Source organism: Dactylosporangium maewongense (assembly GCF_039531485.1).
GTDB lineage: Bacteria > Actinomycetota > Actinomycetes > Mycobacteriales > Micromonosporaceae > Dactylosporangium > Dactylosporangium maewongense.
Map to the genome: position 1 here is coordinate 1 of NZ_BAAAQD010000005.1, position 17922 is coordinate 17922.

General features: G+C 73.2%; 13 protein-coding genes. 7 read left to right on the plus strand and 6 right to left on the minus strand.

What is annotated here, in order from left to right:
• Positions 1-937 precede the first annotated feature (937 nt).
• Positions 938-3538, minus strand: a complete 2601-nt coding sequence (locus ABD332_RS14305) for a CHAT domain-containing protein (RefSeq protein WP_344502348.1) — start codon at positions 3536-3538, stop codon at positions 938-940.
• A 128-nt stretch (positions 3539-3666) separates the two neighbouring features.
• Here ABD332_RS14305 and ABD332_RS14310 point away from each other — a divergent pair, with 128 nt between their 5' ends.
• Genes ABD332_RS14310 through ABD332_RS14320 form a run of 3 tightly spaced genes read left to right on the plus strand, consistent with a single transcriptional unit; the run spans position 3667 to position 5970 of the window.
• The gene (locus tag ABD332_RS14310; protein ID WP_344502349.1) at positions 3667-4851 is read left to right on the plus strand and encodes a S8 family peptidase; all 1185 of its coding nucleotides are present in this window, start codon (positions 3667-3669) and stop codon (positions 4849-4851) included.
• Positions 4848-5507, plus strand: a complete 660-nt coding sequence (locus ABD332_RS14315) for an RNA polymerase sigma factor (protein ID WP_344502350.1) — start codon at positions 4848-4850, stop codon at positions 5505-5507. Before ABD332_RS14310 ends, ABD332_RS14315 begins: the two co-directional genes overlap by 4 nt.
• Positions 5485-5970 carry a hypothetical protein gene (locus ABD332_RS14320; RefSeq protein ID WP_344502351.1) on the plus strand — a complete coding sequence of 162 codons (486 nt, stop codon included), beginning with the start codon at positions 5485-5487 and terminating at the stop codon, positions 5968-5970. The genes ABD332_RS14315 and ABD332_RS14320 overlap by 23 nt, the downstream gene beginning before the upstream one ends.
• Before the next feature lie 40 nt (positions 5971-6010).
• Here ABD332_RS14320 and ABD332_RS14325 read toward each other — a convergent pair whose 3' ends face one another.
• From ABD332_RS14325 to ABD332_RS14345, 5 genes are all read right to left on the minus strand, one after another.
• A complete protein-coding gene (locus ABD332_RS14325) occupies positions 6011-7177 on the minus strand; it encodes a GH12 family glycosyl hydrolase domain-containing protein (protein ID WP_344502352.1) in 1167 nt (388 codons plus the stop codon).
• A gap of 144 nt (positions 7178-7321) precedes the next feature.
• Positions 7322-8338, minus strand: a complete 1017-nt coding sequence (locus ABD332_RS14330; protein ID WP_344502353.1) for an ABC transporter substrate-binding protein — start codon at positions 8336-8338, stop codon at positions 7322-7324.
• 21 nt (positions 8339-8359) lie between these two features.
• A complete protein-coding gene (locus tag ABD332_RS14335; RefSeq protein ID WP_344502354.1) occupies positions 8360-9139 on the minus strand; it encodes an amino acid ABC transporter ATP-binding protein in 780 nt (259 codons plus the stop codon).
• Positions 9140-10123, minus strand: a complete 984-nt coding sequence (locus ABD332_RS14340; protein ID WP_344502355.1) for an amino acid ABC transporter permease — start codon at positions 10121-10123, stop codon at positions 9140-9142. It abuts the gene before it with no gap.
• A 176-nt stretch (positions 10124-10299) separates the two neighbouring features.
• On the minus strand, positions 10300-11067 hold the full coding sequence (locus ABD332_RS14345; protein ID WP_344502356.1) for an alpha/beta hydrolase: 768 nt from the start codon (positions 11065-11067) through the stop codon (positions 10300-10302).
• A 34-nt stretch (positions 11068-11101) separates the two neighbouring features.
• Here ABD332_RS14345 and ABD332_RS14350 point away from each other — a divergent pair, with 34 nt between their 5' ends.
• The 4 genes from ABD332_RS14350 (at position 11102) to ABD332_RS14365 (ending at position 17919) form a co-directional block, all read left to right on the plus strand.
• Positions 11102-12340 (plus strand): MFS transporter, encoded by a 1239-nt coding sequence (locus ABD332_RS14350; RefSeq protein ID WP_344502357.1) that lies wholly within the window; start codon positions 11102-11104, stop codon positions 12338-12340.
• A 217-nt stretch (positions 12341-12557) separates the two neighbouring features.
• Positions 12558-14465 (plus strand): glycosyltransferase family 2 protein, encoded by a 1908-nt coding sequence (locus ABD332_RS14355; RefSeq protein ID WP_344502358.1) that lies wholly within the window; start codon positions 12558-12560, stop codon positions 14463-14465.
• Positions 14462-15574 (plus strand): glycoside hydrolase family 26 protein, encoded by a 1113-nt coding sequence (locus tag ABD332_RS14360; protein WP_344502359.1) that lies wholly within the window; start codon positions 14462-14464, stop codon positions 15572-15574. Before ABD332_RS14355 ends, ABD332_RS14360 begins: the two co-directional genes overlap by 4 nt.
• Positions 15571-17919, plus strand: coding sequence for an Hsp70 family protein (locus tag ABD332_RS14365; RefSeq protein WP_344502360.1), 2349 nt, complete (start codon positions 15571-15573; stop codon positions 17917-17919). The genes ABD332_RS14360 and ABD332_RS14365 overlap by 4 nt, the downstream gene beginning before the upstream one ends.
• Positions 17920-17922: the final 3 nt, after the last annotated feature.

Consider the following 17922-nt stretch of genomic DNA (forward strand, 5'->3'; position numbering starts at 1 on the left):
AACCGGCGCCGCAACTCCGCGGCCTCAGCCCGCACCACCGCCAACTCAGCCCGCAACGCCTCGATCGTCGCCGCCTGCTCAGCAATCACCACAGCCTACGCAGCCACCAACGCCGCCAGATCGACAGACATCACAGGCTCCGACACCCCGCGATCGTCCTACAACCAGCCATCACCATCGATCAGACACGCCGACCACCTGAATAGTTACGGATCCGGTCGTGCTGACGGCCAGAATTGTCCTTCGATCATGCCGCGGCGCGAGGATCAGCGTTGCGCACCTGGCGGCTGGGCCCGGAACACCGGCACGGGGGCGGACGCGGGATCGACCCAAACATTGAGCGCCGGAAGCACAACCCATCGCAGCCGGCCAGCGGATGCAGCGCGCAAGCGAGTGAGGCTGCCGCGCGCAAGCGCTGGCAGCGCGCCGCGCGGCGGCGCACTGGGGCGCGGGTGAGGATCCCGCCAGTGCCCGCCGCGCCAGCAATGGGCCGGAAGCTCAGCCCGGCCGGCGCCGCCCCGGACGAATCCTGCGGCAGGCAGGCCGCGGCCAGGACCGGCTCGGGTCAGGGATCGATCCGGTCGCCAAGCGCGTCGCTGCTGGATCCCCCGCCTGGTGATCCAAGGACGGATCCGGTCGTGCTGGCGGCCAGAACTGTCCTTCGATCATGCCGCGGCGCGAGGATCGGCGTTGCGCGCGTGGTGGCCGGGCGTCGGGAGCACAACTCGTCGCAGGCCGTCCACCGGACGCCGCGCGCACGCGTCCGAAGCTGCCGCGCGCAAGCGCTGGCAGTGCGCCGCGCAGCGGCGCATTGGGGCGCGGGTGAGAATCCCCGCCGGGACCCGCCGCGGCAGCGGTGGGGCGGAAGCACAGCGGTCGGGTGAGAATCCCCGCCGGGACCCGCCGCGAAGCGGTGGGGCGGCAGTACAGCAGCAGGTCAGCCGGCGCCGTAGCAGACGAAGCCGGCGCTGCTGTAGCGGGCGTCGCCGTCGGTGGCGAGCAGGGCGGCGGAGAGGGCGGCGGCCTCGGTGCAGCCGGTGCCCAGGCGCTTGTGGAAGTCGGTCATCAGGGTGCGGGTGGCCTCGTCGTCGACCGGGCCGGTGCTCGCGACCACGGTGCGGGTGCCGAGCTGGAGCAGGGTGCTGGTCAGGCCGAGCAGCTCCTCGCCGGGGTGCACGGCGGACAGGCCGGTGTCGCAGCCGGACAGGACCAGGGTGCCGGGCGGGCGGTTGAGGGCCGAGAGGTCGTACATCGTCAAGGGGCCGTCGGCGAGCAGGAGCGCGGAGAAGAGGGCGTTGTCGGTGCGGAACTGGCCGTGGCAGGCGATGTGGCCCAGTGAGGCGCCGTCCAGGGCGTGCAGCACGTCGCCGACGAGGGCGCGGGCGCCGGCGAGCAACGTCGCGCCGGGTGTACCGGCGGCGATCCCCGTGACCTCGCGCAGCGCCTGCGGCGGGTCGGCGGCGCCGACGAAGACCGAGGGGCCGTCGGGGCGGGGGGTCCGCTGCGCCCGCCACCAGGTCGCGGCGGAGGGGGTGACGCGGACGGCGCGGCCGCGGCAGCGGGGCAGCAGGGACCAGGACAGCGCCTGCAGCTGGCCGGTCGGGGCGAGGACCAGGTCGCGGTCGCCGATGAGGTCGTCGAGCGGGGCGAGCAGCATGCGGTCGAGGTCGGCGGCGGCGTGGTCGGCGGCGAGGGTCGCGGCGCCGCGGTGGCCGCGGCGGGCGACGAGGCGGCGCTGGGCGAAGCGCAGGGCGTGCAGCTCGTCGAGGACCGGCTGGGCCGGGCCCAGGGGACGGTGCGTGACCCGGCCGCCGACGAGGACCAGCGCGTGCAGGCAGGCGTCGACGGCGAGCAGGTCGACGAACGCGAGGTCGCCGAGGGCCGCGGCCAGCACGTCGAGGGGCGGGCCGGCGGCGGTCGCCTCCTCGGTGCCGTGCGCCTGCCAGGAGCGGCGGCGCACCTGCTCCTCCAGGTCGCGCTGGCGCTGCAGCAGGCGGCCGGTGTGCGCGGCGCCGATCGGGGCGGCGGCCAGGTCGGCGTGGACGCTGCGCAGGCGGGCCAGGTCGCGGGCGATCACGGGGTCGCCGCTGGGCCGGGCGGGCGGCAGCCAGAGCGCCGCGGCCCGGCACCGCTGCGACCACTGCAGGATCTGCTCCGCGGGCTCGTGCTCCACGGCCAGGCGCAGCCGGAACGCGGCGAGGTCGGCGACCGTGCCGCCGCTGCGGACGCGCAGCTCGGTGGCGCCGAGGCTGGCCCGGTGCGCCTCGAACTCGCGCAGCCCGGCGTCGGCGCAGCGCGCGGCGGCGGGGACGTCGCCGTCGGCGAGGTGCGCGACCGCCCGCAGGTGCCACCAGCGGGCTCGCAGCACGGCCGGGCCGCGCCGGGCGACGACGGCGGCCCGGTCCAGGCAGGCGGCGGCGGTGGCGCGGTCGCCGAGAGAGCCGAGCGCGAGGGCGAGTTGGGCGGCGTCGAGCCACGACTCGCAGCCGGGCAGCAGCCAGCCGGCGGTGGTGAGCTCCGCCGCCACCTCCTGGACCGCGCGCAGCGTGCCGCGGTGCGCCCGGCCGGCGGCGATGACCGCACCCAGCTCGACGGCGCGGGCGCGGGCGGCGGGCAGGTGGCGGCGCTGCGCGGTGAAGGCGCGCCGCGCGGAGCGGGCCGCGTCGCGGGCCTCCTCGGCGTTGCCGCGGGCCAGCGCGACCCGGGCGAGCAGGAGCGCCGCCTCGCCGCGGGCGGTGTCGAGGCGGCCGCGGCGGCAGGTGTCGACGGCGTCCTGGGCCGCCTGTTGCGCCTCCGGGAGCAGCCGGGCCGAGCGCAGCAGCTCCGCGAGGTCGAGCAGGGCGTCGGCGGGTACCCCGGCCTCGCGGGTCAGCACGGCGCGGGCCTGCTCGTAGCGGGCCAGGGCGAGCGGGACGTCGCCGGCCTGCGCGGCGACGAACCCGAGGTTGTGGTGCACCTGGGCGGCCGCCGTGGGCAGGTCCAGGTCGGCGTAGATGGCGGCGGCGGCGCCGAGGTCGGCGGCGGCGAGGCGGTGGCTGCCGTGGTAGCCGTGCAGGATGGCCCGGTTGTTCAGTGCCCGGGCCTCCCAGAGCCGGTCGCCTTCGCGCCGGAAGACCCGCAGCGCCGACCGGTAGCCGGCCATCGCCTCCTCGTCGTGGCCGAGCCGGCGCAGGATCAGCGCCCGCTGCATCACGGCCCGGCCCCGGCGCAGCCCGCGCAGGCTGCGCAGGGCGACGTCGATCTCGCGGACCGCGGCGGCCGGCCGGCCGAGGTCGTCGAGCACCAGCGCGAGGCTCATCCGCGCCTCCGCGGCGAGGGTCATCCGCTCGTGCCGCTCCGCGACCCGCAGCGCGGCGCGCAGGTGCCGGGCCGCGGTGTGCGCGTCGTCGCCGACGCGGGCGGCCAGTCCCAGCGCCCGGTGCGCCACCGACGTCGCGTCGGGGTCCTTCGCCCGGCGGGTCGCGGCGAGGGCCGCCACGGCCAGGGCGCGGGCCTCGTCGGGGTCGGCGGCAACCGCCTCGACGGCACGCGTCGCCAAGGTCAAGGCAGACGGCGGCGCCGGCGTCGGGCCGGAAAGCGGCGGCTTCACAACCGACGATCCTTCCACCGCCGGGAACTGTCGGGTACCCGACGTATCGGCGGACTCGCTCGAACGTCACGTTGAACATGACTGACTTCGAAGGCGGCCCCGTGGACCCGACCCGGCGACTCGAGCGGTGGCGGCAGCGGCGCGCGGCGCACCTGGCCGGCCTGCGCTGGCTGGGCACGGAGACCACCGGCGGCCAGCCGGTGCGGTACGTCAGCGGCGAGCTGCTGGTCGTCGACGAGCACTACGACGACGCCCGGCGGGTCGTGGAGGGCCTCGGGCACCGCGCCGCCGACGTGGCGACCGACGAGCCGCTGCCCGGCGTGCGCCGGCTGCGGGCCCCCGGTCTCGACGCGATCAAGGCGACCCGCCGGACCCGCGAGCGCGCGTCCGACGGGACCGTCGCCGGCCCGAACCACGTGCTGCTCGCCTCGCCGTTCGAGCAGGGCGGCCCCTTCGGCCGGCCGATCGCGGCGGCGGCCGCCTCGATCGACGCGGCACCCGCGGCCGCCGGCGCCGCCCGGGTCGTGGTCATGGACACCGGTGTGTGGGCGGACAGCCCGCTGCCGGCCAGCCGGTACCGGGTCGGCGAGAGCGACTACGAGACCGAGATCGACGTCGACCGGGACAACGTCATCGACTCCGACGTCGGGCACGCCAACTTCATCGCCGGGGTGATCCTGCAGGGCACCCGGCGGGCGCAGGTCCGCATCGTCAAGGTGCTCGACACGTTCGGCGTGGGCACCGAGCTGCAGCTGGCGCTGCGGATCGCCGCGCTCACCGACACCGACGTGCTCAACCTGTCGCTCGGCTCGTACACCGTGGACGGCCAGCCGCCGGTGCTGCTGCGCTGGGCGCTCAACCGCTTCCTGGTCGGCCGGGACCGGGTCGTGGTCGCCGCCGCCGGCAACGACGGCGTCACCGACCGGCCGTTCTGGCCCGCCGGGTTCGCCGGCGCGGACGTGCCGTGGCGGCAGCAGGTCGTCGCGGTCGCCGCGCACAACGGCACGGCGCTGTGCGAGTGGAGCAACAGCGGGCCGTGGGTGACCGTGGCCGCGCCGGGCGCCGACGTGGTCAGCACGTACATCCACCACCCGGACTTCGGCACCGGCTGGGCCACCTGGAGCGGCACGTCGTTCGCCACCCCGCACGTGGTCGCGCTGATCGTGGAGCGCGCCGCGTCGACCGGAAGCGTGCTTTCGGCGACCAAGGAGGTGACGTCGGAATCGACACGATCAGTTGGCGGGTACGCTGCTGTGCTGTGACGGCATTCGATCCGACCATCGCCCTGATCGAGGCCGCGGACGGCGATCAGCGGGCCTGGGACGCACTCGTGGCCCGCTATTCGGGGCTTGTATGGGCGGTCGCGCGCGGCTTCCGGTTCAACGAGGCCGACGCGAGCGACGTGTTCCAGGCGACCTGGTTCCGCCTGGTCGAGAAGCTCGGTCAGATCCGCGACGGCGACGGTCTCGGGTCGTGGCTGGCCACGACCGCCCGCAACGAGGCGATCGACATGATCCGCAGGCGCGGCCGGGAGTCCCCGGCCGACGTCGCGGAGCACCTCGGCCGGGCGCCGTCGACGACGGACCTGCCGGAGGAGGAGGCTCTGCGCGCGGAGGAGCAGCGGCTGCTGTGGCAGGCGGTCGACCGGATGCCGGACCGGTGCGCGCGGCTGCTGCGGGCGATGGGCGCACACCCGGCACCGTCCTACGCGGAGCTGGGTGCCGCGCTGGACATGCCGGTCGGCAGCATCGGCCCGACCCGGGCCCGCTGCCTGGAGACGTTACGCGGCCTGCTCACGGGCGAGCCGTACCCCGGAGCGGCCGCACACAGGCAACAGGCGGCCGCGCCCAGGCAACAACACGGACAGCACGGACCGACGGTGAAGGGAGGCACACATGACGCAACCACCCGCGGGTGAGGATCTGGGCGAGGCGGTGGCTCGACTGTACGTCGACACCGACCCCGTCCCGGCGAGGCTGCTGCAGGCGGCGTCGGCCGGCCTGGCCTGGCGCGACCCGGACGCGGCGCTGGCCGCCCTGCTGCTGGACAGTGCCGTCGCGGGCGCGCCCGCCGGGGTCCGTGCCGGCCCGGGACCGGACGGTGACGCGGACGACCCCCGGCTGCTGAGCTTCGACAGCGGCGGCACCGTCATCGACGTCGAGGTCGTCGTCGACGGCGGCCGGGTGCGGCTCGTCGGGCAGGTCAGCCACCCGGTCGAGGCGCCGGTGCGGGTCCGGCACTCCGGCGGCGAGTGGACCGGCACGACCGACCGGCTCGGCCGCTTCTCGGTGCCGGACCTGCCGGTCGGCCCGCTGCGCATCTGGTGGGGCCCGGCCGGCCCCGAGACGACCCAGGTCGGCACCGCCACGTTCCTCACCTGAGGAACGCGGCGGTGCCGCCGCATCCGCGGTCGCTACCTGGTCAGCGCAGCGACCAGACCTGGTTGGACTGGGTGCCTCCGCCGCCGTAGCAGTCCCAGATCTGCAGGCCGGTGCCGTTGGCGGTGCCGCGGCCGGACGCGTCGAGGCACTTGCCCGACGCGGGGTTGACGAACGTGCCGTTGCCGTTGACCACCCACTGCTGGGCGGAGTTGTTCAGGCACGTCCACAGCCACACCTGCGCGCCGTTGGCGGTGCTGGCGCCCCGGACGTCGAGGCACTTGCCCGACTGCGGGTTGACGAACGTGTTGCCGCTGCGGGTCCACTTCTGCGCGCCGCTGCCGTTGCAGTCCCACAGCTGGACCTTGGTGCCGTCGGCGGTGCCCTGCGCGTCGACGTCGACGCACCGGCCGGAGCCCTGACCGACGATCGTCTGCCCGCCGCCGGTGTTGCCGCCGGTGGTGCTGTAGTTGAAGTCGGTGACGGCGAGCCCGGCGCCGCCCTGCCACGGCTCGAACCCGGCCTGCACGCTGGTCAGGTACCAGCTGTTCTGCGCGTACCCGCGGGCCATCATGTCGTTGTAGAAGTCGCGGACCGCGAAGTTGATGGAGCCGGTCCCGGCGGTGCGCACGTACGACACGACGTTCCAGCCGATGTTGCCGAACCACACGGTCCAGGTGCCGCCGGCGATGTTCACGGTGCCGACGGGCGAGCCGACGGGCTGCGGCGCGCCCGCGTGGTTGAGCCACACCATGAGCTCCGCGCCGGTGTTCTGGCCGTTGGTCCGCGGGGTGGGGTCGAACCAGACGTCGTACGCGGCGTCCCACTGCCCACCGGCGTACGTCATCGACACGCTGGTCGTCACGTTCTGGAACGCGCTGCTGGAGACCTGCATCGGCAGGCCGCTGCCGGTGGTGCAGTTGCCGTAGTGGCAGCCGGCGTAGATCGAGGGGTAGGAGGCGGGGGCGCCGTTCGTGGGCACGTTGTGCCCGGACTGGGTGATCGTGAAGCCGCGGTCGGTGGCGTTGATGCACTGCGGCGTGCTGGCGCCCCAGACGTTGTTCTGCACGATGTACTTCCCGCCGGCGACGCTCGCCGAGCCGAAGGTCGCGCAGATCTGGGTGTCGGCGCTCGCCGCCTGCGGGCTGACCGCGACGGCGGCGGTCAGCAGCAGCGCGAGGGCGCCGAGCGATTGCAACAAGCGGAGCATGGTACTGCCTTTCGGAAGGTTGGCGGACATTCCGGAAGGCAGGGTGCGGCCGGGGCCACGCCGCCCGGGAGTTTGTCCCTGCGGCGCGGCCCGATTCCGTGAAACTTTCACGCCGCCCCGGGACGACCGGGGCACGCGACAGCGTCAGGCGTTGGACTTCGGCAGGCCCGGCGGGTTCACCTGGGAGGTCGGCACGGCCTCCGTGTCCAGGTTGTAGGCGGCGAGCCACTGCTTGTACTGGCCGTTGGCGATGAGGTAGTTGATCGCCTCGGCGAGCGCCCTGGCGAGCTGGCTGTCCTTCTTCGTGGTGGCCGCGATCAGCCCCTGGAGGGTCTCGCCGGCGCCGGAGTACACGCCCGCGTTCCGCACGGCGTCGGCGGTGCCTTTGGTCCGGCTGATCTGGTAGGCGATGCCCGGGTTCGGGCCGAAGTAGGCGTCGATCTGGCCGGAGACGAGCGCCTTGAAGGTGGTGGGTGTGTCAGCGAAGTACTTGATGTCGAGGGTCTTGCCTTCGGCCTTCAGCTTCTCCTGCCACGCGACCAGGATCTTCTCCTGGTTGGTGCCCGCGCCGACGGCGACCTTGAGGCCGGCCAGCTTCTTGAGGTCCTTGTCGAAGTTCCAGGCGTTGCCGTCCTTCACCGCGAAGCCCAGGTTGTCCTGCCGGTATGAGGCGAAGTCGTACTTCTCCTTGCGTTGCTCGGTGTCGGTGATGTTCGAGAAGCCGACCTCGGTCTTGCCGGAGTCGATGCCGACGAACAGGTTGTCCCACGTGGCGTTGTTGATCTCGGGTGTGAGGCCGAACACGGCGGCGACGAGGCGGCCGAGGTCCGGCTCGGCGCCGGTGAGGGTCTTGTCGTCGTCGCCGACGAAGGCGAGCGGCGGGAAGCCGGTCGGCAGCGCGCCGAGCCCGATGGTCAGCTTGCCGTCGGCCTTGATCGCGTCCGGGACCAGATCGGCGATCGCCTGCTGCTTCTCGACCTTCAGCTCGGTCTGCTTGCCGATGCCGTTCGCCTGCGCGCCGATCGTCACCGTGCCGCTCGCGGCGGCCGCGGTGCCGGCCTCGGCCTCGTCGTCGCTGCCGCAGGCGGCCAGGCTCGCGGTGAGGGTGACGGCGATGGCCGCGGCCGCGAACGCCCGGCGGGATGGTCTGACGGTGCGCATGGTTCTCCTTCGATGCATTTTTCAGAGGACTTTGGAAAGGAACTCGCGGGTGCGGGGCTGCTGCGGAGCGGTGAGCACCTGGGCCGGCGGCCCCTGCTCGACGATCACGCCGTCGTCGATGAACACCACGGTGTCAGCGACTTCGCGGGCGAACCCGATCTCGTGGGTGACGATGATCAGCGTGGTGCCGCTGTCGGCGAGCTGCCGGATGACCGAGAGCACCTCGCCGACCAGCTCGGGGTCGAGCGCGGAGGTCGGCTCGTCGAAGAGCAGCAGATTCGGTTCGAGGGCCAGTGACCGGGCGATCGCGACGCGCTGCTGCTGCCCGCCGGACAGCCTCCGGGGGTACGCGTCGCCGCGGTCACCGAGGCCGACCTTCGCCAGCAGCTCCGTGGCCCGCTCGTACGCGGCGGGCCTGGCCAGCCGCTTGTGCGCGATGAGCGGCTCGGCGACGTTGTCCCGCGCGGTGAGGTTGGGGAACAGGTTGAAGCTCTGCGCCACGAAGCCGATCCGGGTGCGCTGCCGCCGCACGGCACGCGGGGACAGCTCGTGCAGCCGGGCGCCGCGGGCCTCGACCCCGATCAGCTCGCCGTGCACCGCGACATAGCCGTGGTCGGGCTGCTCGAGGTGGTTGATGGTGCGCAACAGCGTCGACTTGCCCGACCCGGATGGGCCGAGGATCGCCACGACCCCGCCGGGCCGGACGGTCAGGTCGACGCCGCGCAGCACCTCCCGGGTGCCGAACGACTTGTGCACATTGCGGATCTCCAGCGCAGCCGCCGTGTCCAGGGTCGCGGTCATCTACAGGCCCCTCCGGGTCAGGCGGACGTAGGACGAGACGGTGAGGCGGCGCAGCCGCTGCAGCGGGGTCGGCGGCAGTACCCGGACGGTGCCGCGGGCGTAGAACCGCTCGACGTAGAACTGCACGACCGACAGGGCGGCGGTGATGACGAGGTACCAGACGGCACCGACGATGAGAATCGGCACGAGCGACTCGGGGTGCCGCGACTCCAGCACGAACACCGCGCCGAACAGGTCCAGCAGCGAGACGTAGTAGACCAGCGAGCTGGCCTTCACCAGGCCGACGAGCTGGTTGCCGTAGGCCGGCACGATCGAGCGCAGCGCCTGGGGCAGCACGATCCGGCGCAGCTGCCGGGCCTTGGACAGGCCGAGCGCGTTGGCGGCCTCGATCTGACCGGGCTCGACCGACAGGATGCCGCCGCGGATCACCTCGGCCGCATACGCCGCCTCGTTGAGGCCCAGCGCGATGACGCCGATCACGAGCGGTGTGAGGCTGGCGGTCCGCACCTCGGCGAACACCGGCCCGAAGGGCACGCCGACGCCCAGCCGCGGGTAGAAGTACGAGAAGTTGAAGGTGATGATCAGCAGCAGCGGCAGGGGCAGCGCGCGGAAGAACCACACGTACGCCCACGACAGGCCGTTGACCAGTGGGTTCGTCGACAGCCGGCCGAGCGCGACGAGCACGCCGAGGACCAGTCCGACCAGCGCGCTGAGCGCCACGACCTTCAGGGTGACCACGACGCCGTCGACGATCGACTCGCGGGTGAAGTACGCCCAGAACTTGTGCCACTCGTAGCGGGGGTTGGTGAAGACGCCGACGACGACCTGGGTGAGCACCACCAGCACGACGGCGCTGACGAACCAGCGCCAGGGGCGCGGCCGCGGGGTGACCCTGCGCTGCGCCGCCTGCGGGTCGAACCGGACGGGCGGGGTGTCGATCGGTGGACCGGCGGGTGCGGCTTCGAGGGTTGCGGGCTCGCTCATGCGCGCGCTCCATCAGGGTGCGACGAATCCACCCACGACGAGGGGGGCGTGGGCGGATCGGGTTGCGGATCGGGCTTGCCAGCAACCTAAAGAGACGCGAATAAGTTGTCAATCCCTATCGGAAAACTAGTATTTACACATGGCGCAGGACACGTCCGCGGCGCGCAGGAGCGCCGCTACGGCAGGGGCAGCCAGGCGAGGACGTCGCGGATCTTGTCGTCCCAGTGGGACCACTCGTGCGTGCCGGCGCTGAACTGCGACGTGAGCGGGACACCACGGGAGGCGCAGGCGTCGCGGAAGCGCACGTTGCCGGGGTACAGGGCGTCCTCGGTGCCGCACCACTGGAACAGCGGCGGCGGGTCGCTGACCTTGTCCAGCAGGGCGAACAGGTCGTTGTCGCCGCCGTCGAACGGGGCGTCGCCGAAGACCCGCCGCCACATGAGCGGGTCCACCTCGGAGGTCATGGTCCGCATCCGGTCGCCGAGGTCCAGGACCCCGGAGAGGCTGGCCGCGGCGCCGAACCGGTCGGGGTGGCGCAGGGCGAGCTTGAACGCGCCGTAGCCGCCCATCGACAGCCCTGCCACGAACGTCTCCTCGGGCCGCGCCGACAGCCGGAAGAACTGCCGCGCGATCGCGGGCAGCTCCTCGGCGACGAACGTCCAGTACGGCCGGCCCCACACCTCGTCGGTGTAGAAGCTGCGCTGCACCTGCGGCATGACGACGGCGATGCCGAGCTCCGCCACGTACCGCTCGATCGAGGTCCGCCGGGCCCAGATGGTGTCGTCGTCGCTGAGACCGTGCAGCAGGTAGAGGGTCGGCACGTCGCCGTCGCGCCCGCTGCCACCCATGCCGACCTGCCCGGACGTGCGCTGCGGAAGCACGACCGTCATCGATGTACTGAAGCCGAGGACATCGGAGAAGAAATCACACCGCACAAGGGCCATGCCCCTTACCCTAAACAGCACTTATGGTGGTCAGGTGGACCGCCGCGCCAACGCCGCCCTCGCCGCGTTGTCGGTTGCGACATTCACGTTCGTCACCGTCGAGGTGATGCCGATAGGGCTGCTCACGGTGATCGCCGACGACCTGGGGCGCACCCGGGCCGAGGCCGGCCTGCTGCTGACCGGGTATGCGGCGGTCGTGCTGGTGCTGTCGGTGCCGATGGCGGTGCTGACCCGGCGGCTCCCGCGCCGGCTGCTGCTGGGTGCGGCGCTCGGGGTGTCGGCGGCGGCGACGGCGGTGTCCGGGCTCGCGCAGGGGTACGCGATGCTGCTCGGCGCGCGGCTCGTCGTCGGCCTGACGCAGGCGCTGTTCTGGTCGATCGTGGCGTCGACGGCGACCGCCATGTTCCCGCCGTCGCGGCGGGGGCGCACCGTCGCCCGGCTGTCGATCGGGGCATCCCTCGCGCCGGTGCTCGGGGTGCCGCTGGGCACGTGGCTCGGCCAGCAGCTCGGCTGGCGGGCCGCGTTCGGGGTGATGGCCGTCATCGGCGCGGCGACCTGCGTGGCCGTCGTGGCGCTGCTGCCCGGCGCGCTGCCCTCCGGCGCCGCCTCGGCCCGCGGCGCGGCCCCCGACCTGCGGCGCTACCTGTTGCTGCTGCTCGTCACGTCGCTCGGGGTCGCGGGGGCGATGACCGCGCAGACCTACGTCACGCCGTTCCTGCTGGACGTGACGCACTTCGACGCGTCGTCGCTCGGCCCGCTGCTGCTGGTCTCCGGCGTCGGCGGCGTCGTCGGCACCCTCGCCGTCGGCCGCTTCCTCGACCGCTACCCGTGGCCGGCCCTGGCCGTGCCGATGTCGCTGCTGTGCGCGGCGTCGGTCGTGCTGTACGCCGGCGGCACCGTGCGGGCCCTCGTGGTCGCCGCGCTCGCCACGTCCGGCGGCGCGTACGCGGCGTTCGCGGCCGCGGTGCAGAACCGGGCGCTGCAGATCGCCCCCGGCAGCACCGACATGGCGTCGGCCGGCGGCAGCTCCGCGTTCAACATCGGCATCTCCGCCGGGTCGTTCGTCGGCGGCCTGATCATCGAGGGCGCCGGCCCGCGGGCCGTCGCGCTCGCCGCGGCCGTCCTCATCGCCACCGCCCTCGCGGCGCTCCTGCTCGACCCGCTGCTGTCCGCGGCCGGGCCGCCGCCGTCCGGGCACCCAGTACCGAAGCAGCGCGACCCTCAGCAGCACGCCGCCGCATGGGGCGAAAAGTCCGGTAATCCGAACGCGTGACCCGCTGTCGGATCTCCTACATTCACCCCGGGAACCCGCCGGCGAATACACCTTTTCCGAATCGCGAGCACCGCTGCCAGCAGCGCAAACAGCGGCACTTGAATCCACACGTACCAATGCGGAAACGGCGAAAAGACAGCACCGCCGGATGGCTGTGCTCCCCTACGATCGGGCTGGTTCAGGCAGTTTCTTCGGGACCGGTGAGGGGGGCAGGGACGTGGCGGACGAGCATGCCGCGACCGTCCGCACCACACCCGCCGAGAAGCGAGCGCTGGCGCGCCGGCTCCGCGACGCCGACACCCACCGCGCCTACGCCGCCTGCAACACCCTCACCGGTCCGCTCACCACCCCCGCCGGCCCCCATCTGCCGGTCGTGTACAGGAACACGGCCCGGCCTGCGCAGCGGTTCATGCTCAGCGTCCTCATCTCGCTCAACTTCCTGACCGCGATCGTCTTCATCGGCTGGCTCGCGCTGCCGCGGCACGTCCCGGGCGCGATGACCGGCGAGCTGTCGGGGACCGTGGTCGTGGCGCGGGTCGCGTTCTGCTTCGTGCTCCTCGTGGAGCTGGTGCGCCTGCTGCAGAACCTGGCCGTGTGGGTGTTCGCGTGGAAGGCCGCCGACCCGGTGCCGATGGTGCCGGAGCCCGGGCTGCGCATCGCGATGCTCACCACGATCGTGCCGGCGAAGGAACCGATCGACGTCGTCGAGCGGTCCCTCAAGGCGATGCAGCGGGTGCGGTACCCGGGACACGTCGACATCTGGATCCTCGACGAGGGCAACGACCCGCGGGTGAAGGCGATGGCGAAGAAGCTCGGCGTCAAGCACTTCAGCCGCCGCGGGAAGCCGGAGTTCAACCAGCCCGACGGGCCGTTCCGCGCGAAGACCAAGGCCGGCAACCACAACGCGTGGCGCTTCACCCACGAGCACGTCTACGACGTGGTCGCGCAGATGGACCCCGACCACGTGCCGCTGCCGAGCTTCCTGGAGCGCACCGTCGGCTACTTCCGCGACCCCGACGTCGCGTTCGTCGTCGCCCCGCAGGTCTACGGCAACATGTACGGCGGCTGGGTCGTGCACGGCGCGTCGGTGCAGCAGTACCTCTTCAGCGGCCTGATCGAGCGAGGCGGCAACGGGCTCGGCGCGCCGCTGCTCATCGGCACCAACCATCTCTACCGGCCCCTGGCGTGGGCGCTGATCGACGGCTACCAGGACAGCATCATCGAGGACCATCTCACCTCGATGGTCGTGATGGGCGCGAAGAACCCACTGACCGACCGGCGCTGGAAGGGTGTCTACACCCCCGACGTGATCGCGGTCGGCGAGGGCCCGACGACCTGGACCGACTACTTCAACCAGCAGAAGCGCTGGGCGTACGGCGTGTGGGAGATCCTGCTGCGCTCCAAGCGTTTCCTGAAACCGCTGAGCCTCACCCAGCGGCTCTGCTACGGCCTCGTGCAGTCGTACTACCCGAGCGTCGCGCTGTCCGCGGTGTCGGGCACCGTCGCGACCGCCGCGTACCTCGCGTTCGGCATCGGCGCGATGCGGGTCGAGTGGCAGCTGTGGCTGGTCCTGTGGTCGGCGAGCATGGGCAGCTGGGCGCTGCTGTGGCTGTGGCTGCGCCGGTTCAACCTGGCCGAGCACGAGCGTCGCGAGCTGGGCGTGCACGGGATGCTGCTCGCGTTGTTCGCGGTCCCGGTGTACGTCGTGGCCGGCGTCGCCGCGCTGCTGCGCCGCCCCCTGGCGTACGCGGTGACCGCGAAGGGGCGGCTCGCGTCCGCGGACGGGCTGAAGTCGTTCCGGCTGCACATGGCGTGGGCCGGGGTGTCGGCGGCGTTGCTCGGGGTGAGCATGTGGCTCGGCCACCACTCCGACGCGCTGCGGTTCTGGTCGGGGCTCAGCATCGTCGCCGGGCTCTGCCCGCCGCTGATCGCGTGGGTCACCGGGCTGCGCAACCGGCGTCTCGTCGCCCAGGAGGTCGACCTCACCACGCAGACCGGTCCGCTGGTCATGACGGTGCGCGGCAAGGCCGCCGTGGTCCGCGAGTCGCTCACCACCACCTCGACGATCCGGCTGTCGGACCTGCCGCAGGTGCCGGGCCTCTCCGTCACCCGGGGGCCGGCGTGATCACGCTGCCCCGGGTCATGCTCGTCGTGCTGCTGCTCGTCGGCGGCTACACGTTCGTGGTCGCGCCCGCCGTCGCCGCCTCGTCCGGCCCGGCCGTGCGCTGGGAGACGAAGCGGAGCGAGCCGCGCCCGACCTTCCCTCCCGCACCCGGGCGGCCGGTCGCCTTCCCGCAGGCCGGGAAGGCGTTCTTCGGCGTGTTCACCTCGCGCGGCCCGGCCGACCTCACCGAGTACGACGGGTTCGTCGCCGCCGCCGGCCGGCAGCCGCAGGTGATGATGTTCGCGCAGGGCTGGGCGGGGGCGAAGACGTTCGACCGGCAGCCGTTCGACCGGATCGTGAACCGGGGCATGCTGCCGATGCTCGCATGGGAGCCGTGGAACTTCCGCTCCGAGCCCAAGCAGGACGCCTCCCGCGGCGACCAGCCCGACTACCGGCTGTCGAGGATCACCGGCGGCTCGTACGACGCCTATATCAAGGCGTGGGCCGCCGGGATCAAGGGGCTCGGCTACCCGGTCGCGGTCCGGTTCGCGCACGAGATGAACGGCTACTGGTACCCGTGGTGCGAGTCCGCCAACGGCAACCGCAAGGGCGACTACGTCGCGGCGTGGCGGCACGTGCACGACCTCTTCGAGGCCGCCGGCGCCGGCAACGTCATCTGGGTGTGGAGCCCCAACGTCGCCTACGACGGCTCGACGCCGCTGCAGCAGCTGTACCCCGGCGACGACTACGTCGACTGGGTCGGCCTGTCCGGCTACTACGGCACCGGTGGGCTCGAGCAGTACCAGACCTTCGACCAGATCTACCGCAGGACGCTCGCCTCGGTCACGGCGATCTCGAAGCGGCCGGTCGTCGTCACGGAGGTCGCCGCCACCGACGCCGCCGGGCGCAAGGCGGAGTGGATCACCGATCTGCTCCGGTCGCTGCCGAAGCACCCGGAGATCATCGGGTTCCTCTGGTACGAGGCGGTCAAGGAGACCGACTGGCGCATCGCGGCGACCCCGGCGGCGGCGAAGGCGTTCGCGGCCGGGATCGCGCAGCCGTACTTCACCGCGTCCTGGTCACCCGACATGACGCCGTCCGTCGTTCGTCGCTCAGGGGGCACCTCATGACGGGTCACGTCGTCGGCATCGACCTGGGCACCTCCAACACCGTCGCGGTGATCCGCTCCCCCGACGGCCGGCGCCGCCCCGTCCTCTTCGACGGCGCGCCGATCCTGCCGTCCGCGGTGTACCTCCAGGACAACGGGCAGCTCGCGGTCGGCCGCGACGCGCAGCGCCTCGCCCAGCTCGACCCGGCCCGCTACGAGCCCAACCCGAAGCGCCGCATCGACGAGACGACGGTCCTGCTCGGCGGCACGGAGGTCCCGACCCGGGAGATGCTCGCCGCAGTGCTGCGGGCCGTCGCCGCCGGCGTCGCCGAGATCACCCGGACCCCGCCGCCGGCCGTGCTCACGTACCCGGCGTCGTGGGCGCACACCCGCCGCTCGCTGCTGCAGGAGGCCGCGGCGCTCGCGGGCTGGCGGCAGGTCAGCCTGGTGCCGGAGCCGGTCGCCGCGGCCCGCTACTTCATCAGCGCCCTCAATCACCCGCTCCCCCTCGGCGCGGCCATGGTCGTCTACGACTTCGGCGGCGGCACCGTCGACATCGCCGTCGTCCGCCACTCCCCCGAAGGCTTCACCGTCATCGGCGCGGGCGGTCTGGAGGACGTCGGCGGCCTCGACCTCGACGCGACCCTGGTCGAGCACGTCGGCGGCCTGCTGCGCCGCTCCGACCCGATGGCGTGGCAGCGCCTGCACCAGCCGCACACCGCCCAGGACCGCCGCGACCGCCGCCTCTTCTGGGAGGACGTCCGCGGCGCGAAGGAGATGCTGTCGCGGACCGCGGCCGCGCCGGTCTCCGTGCCCGGCGTCGAGGCGGCGCTGCACCTCACCCGCGACGAGCTGGAGGCGCTCGTCGAGCCGATGCTGCGCCAGACCGTCGCGGAGACGGCCCGGGTCGTCGCCTCGTGCCGGCTCGCCCCGAACCAGCTCGCCGGCATCATGCTCACCGGCGGCTCGTCGCGGGTGCCGCTGGTCGCCCGGATGCTGCACCGCTCGCTCGGCGTGGTGCCGACCGTCCTCGAGCAGCCGGAGCTCCCGGTCGCCGAGGGCGCCGTCGTCCACCCGTCGGAGCTGTCCGCCGCCCCGGCCACCGGCACCGCCTCCGTCGCCCGCACGCTCCCCCAGCAGACCACCTACCAGACCGAGGGCTACCGGGCGCAGCAGCTGACCGGCGCCACCACCGGCGTCTACGGCGCCCCGGTCTCGCCGGCGTCCCCGCCCGACGCCCCCGTGTCGGGCGTGCCGGTCTCGGGCGTGCCGGTCTCGGGCGTGCCGGTCTCAGGAATGCCGGTCTCGGGCTCCCCCATGTCCGGCGCTCCCGTCTCGGGCCCGCCGGTGTCCGCGCCGCCGGTGCCTGTCCCCGCTCCCGGCCGGCGGCGCCTCGCGCTCGTCGCGGCCGCCGTGGTGCTGCTGCTCGTCGCCGGTGGCACCGCGTGGTGGCTGACCAGACCGGATCCGCTCGGCTCGTGGGAGACCCTGCCGGACGTGCCGACCACGACCGGCGGCGGTCCCGTCGGCATCGAGGGCGCCGCCGCGGCGGTCCTGGGCGGCAAGCTGTACGTCATCGGCGGCTTCACCGCGGACGACCCGCGCACCCGGCTCGACACGGTCTGGGTGCTCGACACCGCGACGAAGACGTGGACGGAGGGGCCGCGGCTGCAGCAGGCGGTGAGCCAGACGGCGGCCGTGGTGACGCCCTCGGGCGAGCTGTTCATCATCGGCGGCTGGGCGAAGGACGGCCCGATCCCGAACGTCTACCGCCTCGACCCGGCCGCCGGGAAATGGGTCGGGGCCGGCGCGCTGCCGGTGCCCCGGCAGGCGGGTGCCGCGGTCTTCGACGGCAAGGGCATCGTCTACGCCGGCGGCAAGGACAGCAACGGGCAGCCCACGGCCACGATCTTCGTGCAGCAACCCACCGGCGACGGCTGGGGCGTGGCGGACGTCTCGCTGCGCCAGCCGCGGGAGAAGCTGGCCGGAGCCAGCGACGGCGCCGGCACCTCCTGGTTCATCGGCGGCAACGGCACCGGGGGCACGACCAGCGACATCGACGTCCTCGTCGAGCGCAAGCTCGCCGACGACCATCCGAAGCTGCCCGAGCCGCGGCAGGGCGCCTCCGCCGTGCGCCTCGAAGGCTTCGGGCTGTGCGTGCTCGGCGGCAACAACGACGAGAAGGTCTTCCAGTGGTGGTGCCAGCAGGACGGGGTCGCGGAGCGGCTGCCCGAGCTCGCCGTCCCGCGCGCCGGCATGGCGGTCACCACCAGCGGCAACACCGTCTACGCCGTCGGCGGGTACAACACCGCGAAGAACTCCAACGGCACCACCGCCGCGGAGCGCTTCACCGCCCACGAGTCGTAAGGC

Bases quoted from the DNA above. Each gene is read 5' to 3' on its own strand.
- ABD332_RS14310 (WP_344502349.1), top strand. From the start codon at position 3,667: ATGACTGACTTCGAAGGCGGCCCCGTGGACCCGACCCGGCGACTCGAG.
- ABD332_RS14320 (WP_344502351.1), top strand. From the start codon at position 5,485: ATGACGCAACCACCCGCGGGTGAGGATCTGGGCGAGGCGGTGGCTCGA.
- ABD332_RS14325 (WP_344502352.1), bottom strand. From the start codon at position 7,177: ATGCTCCGCTTGTTGCAATCGCTCGGCGCCCTCGCGCTGCTGCTGACC.
- ABD332_RS14330 (WP_344502353.1), bottom strand. From the start codon at position 8,338: ATGCGCACCGTCAGACCATCCCGCCGGGCGTTCGCGGCCGCGGCCATC.
- ABD332_RS14335 (WP_344502354.1), bottom strand. From the start codon at position 9,139: ATGACCGCGACCCTGGACACGGCGGCTGCGCTGGAGATCCGCAATGTG.
- ABD332_RS14340 (WP_344502355.1), bottom strand. From the start codon at position 10,123: ATGAGCGAGCCCGCAACCCTCGAAGCCGCACCCGCCGGTCCACCGATC.
- ABD332_RS14345 (WP_344502356.1), bottom strand. From the start codon at position 11,067: ATGGCCCTTGTGCGGTGTGATTTCTTCTCCGATGTCCTCGGCTTCAGT.
- ABD332_RS14365 (WP_344502360.1), top strand. From the start codon at position 15,571: ATGACGGGTCACGTCGTCGGCATCGACCTGGGCACCTCCAACACCGTC.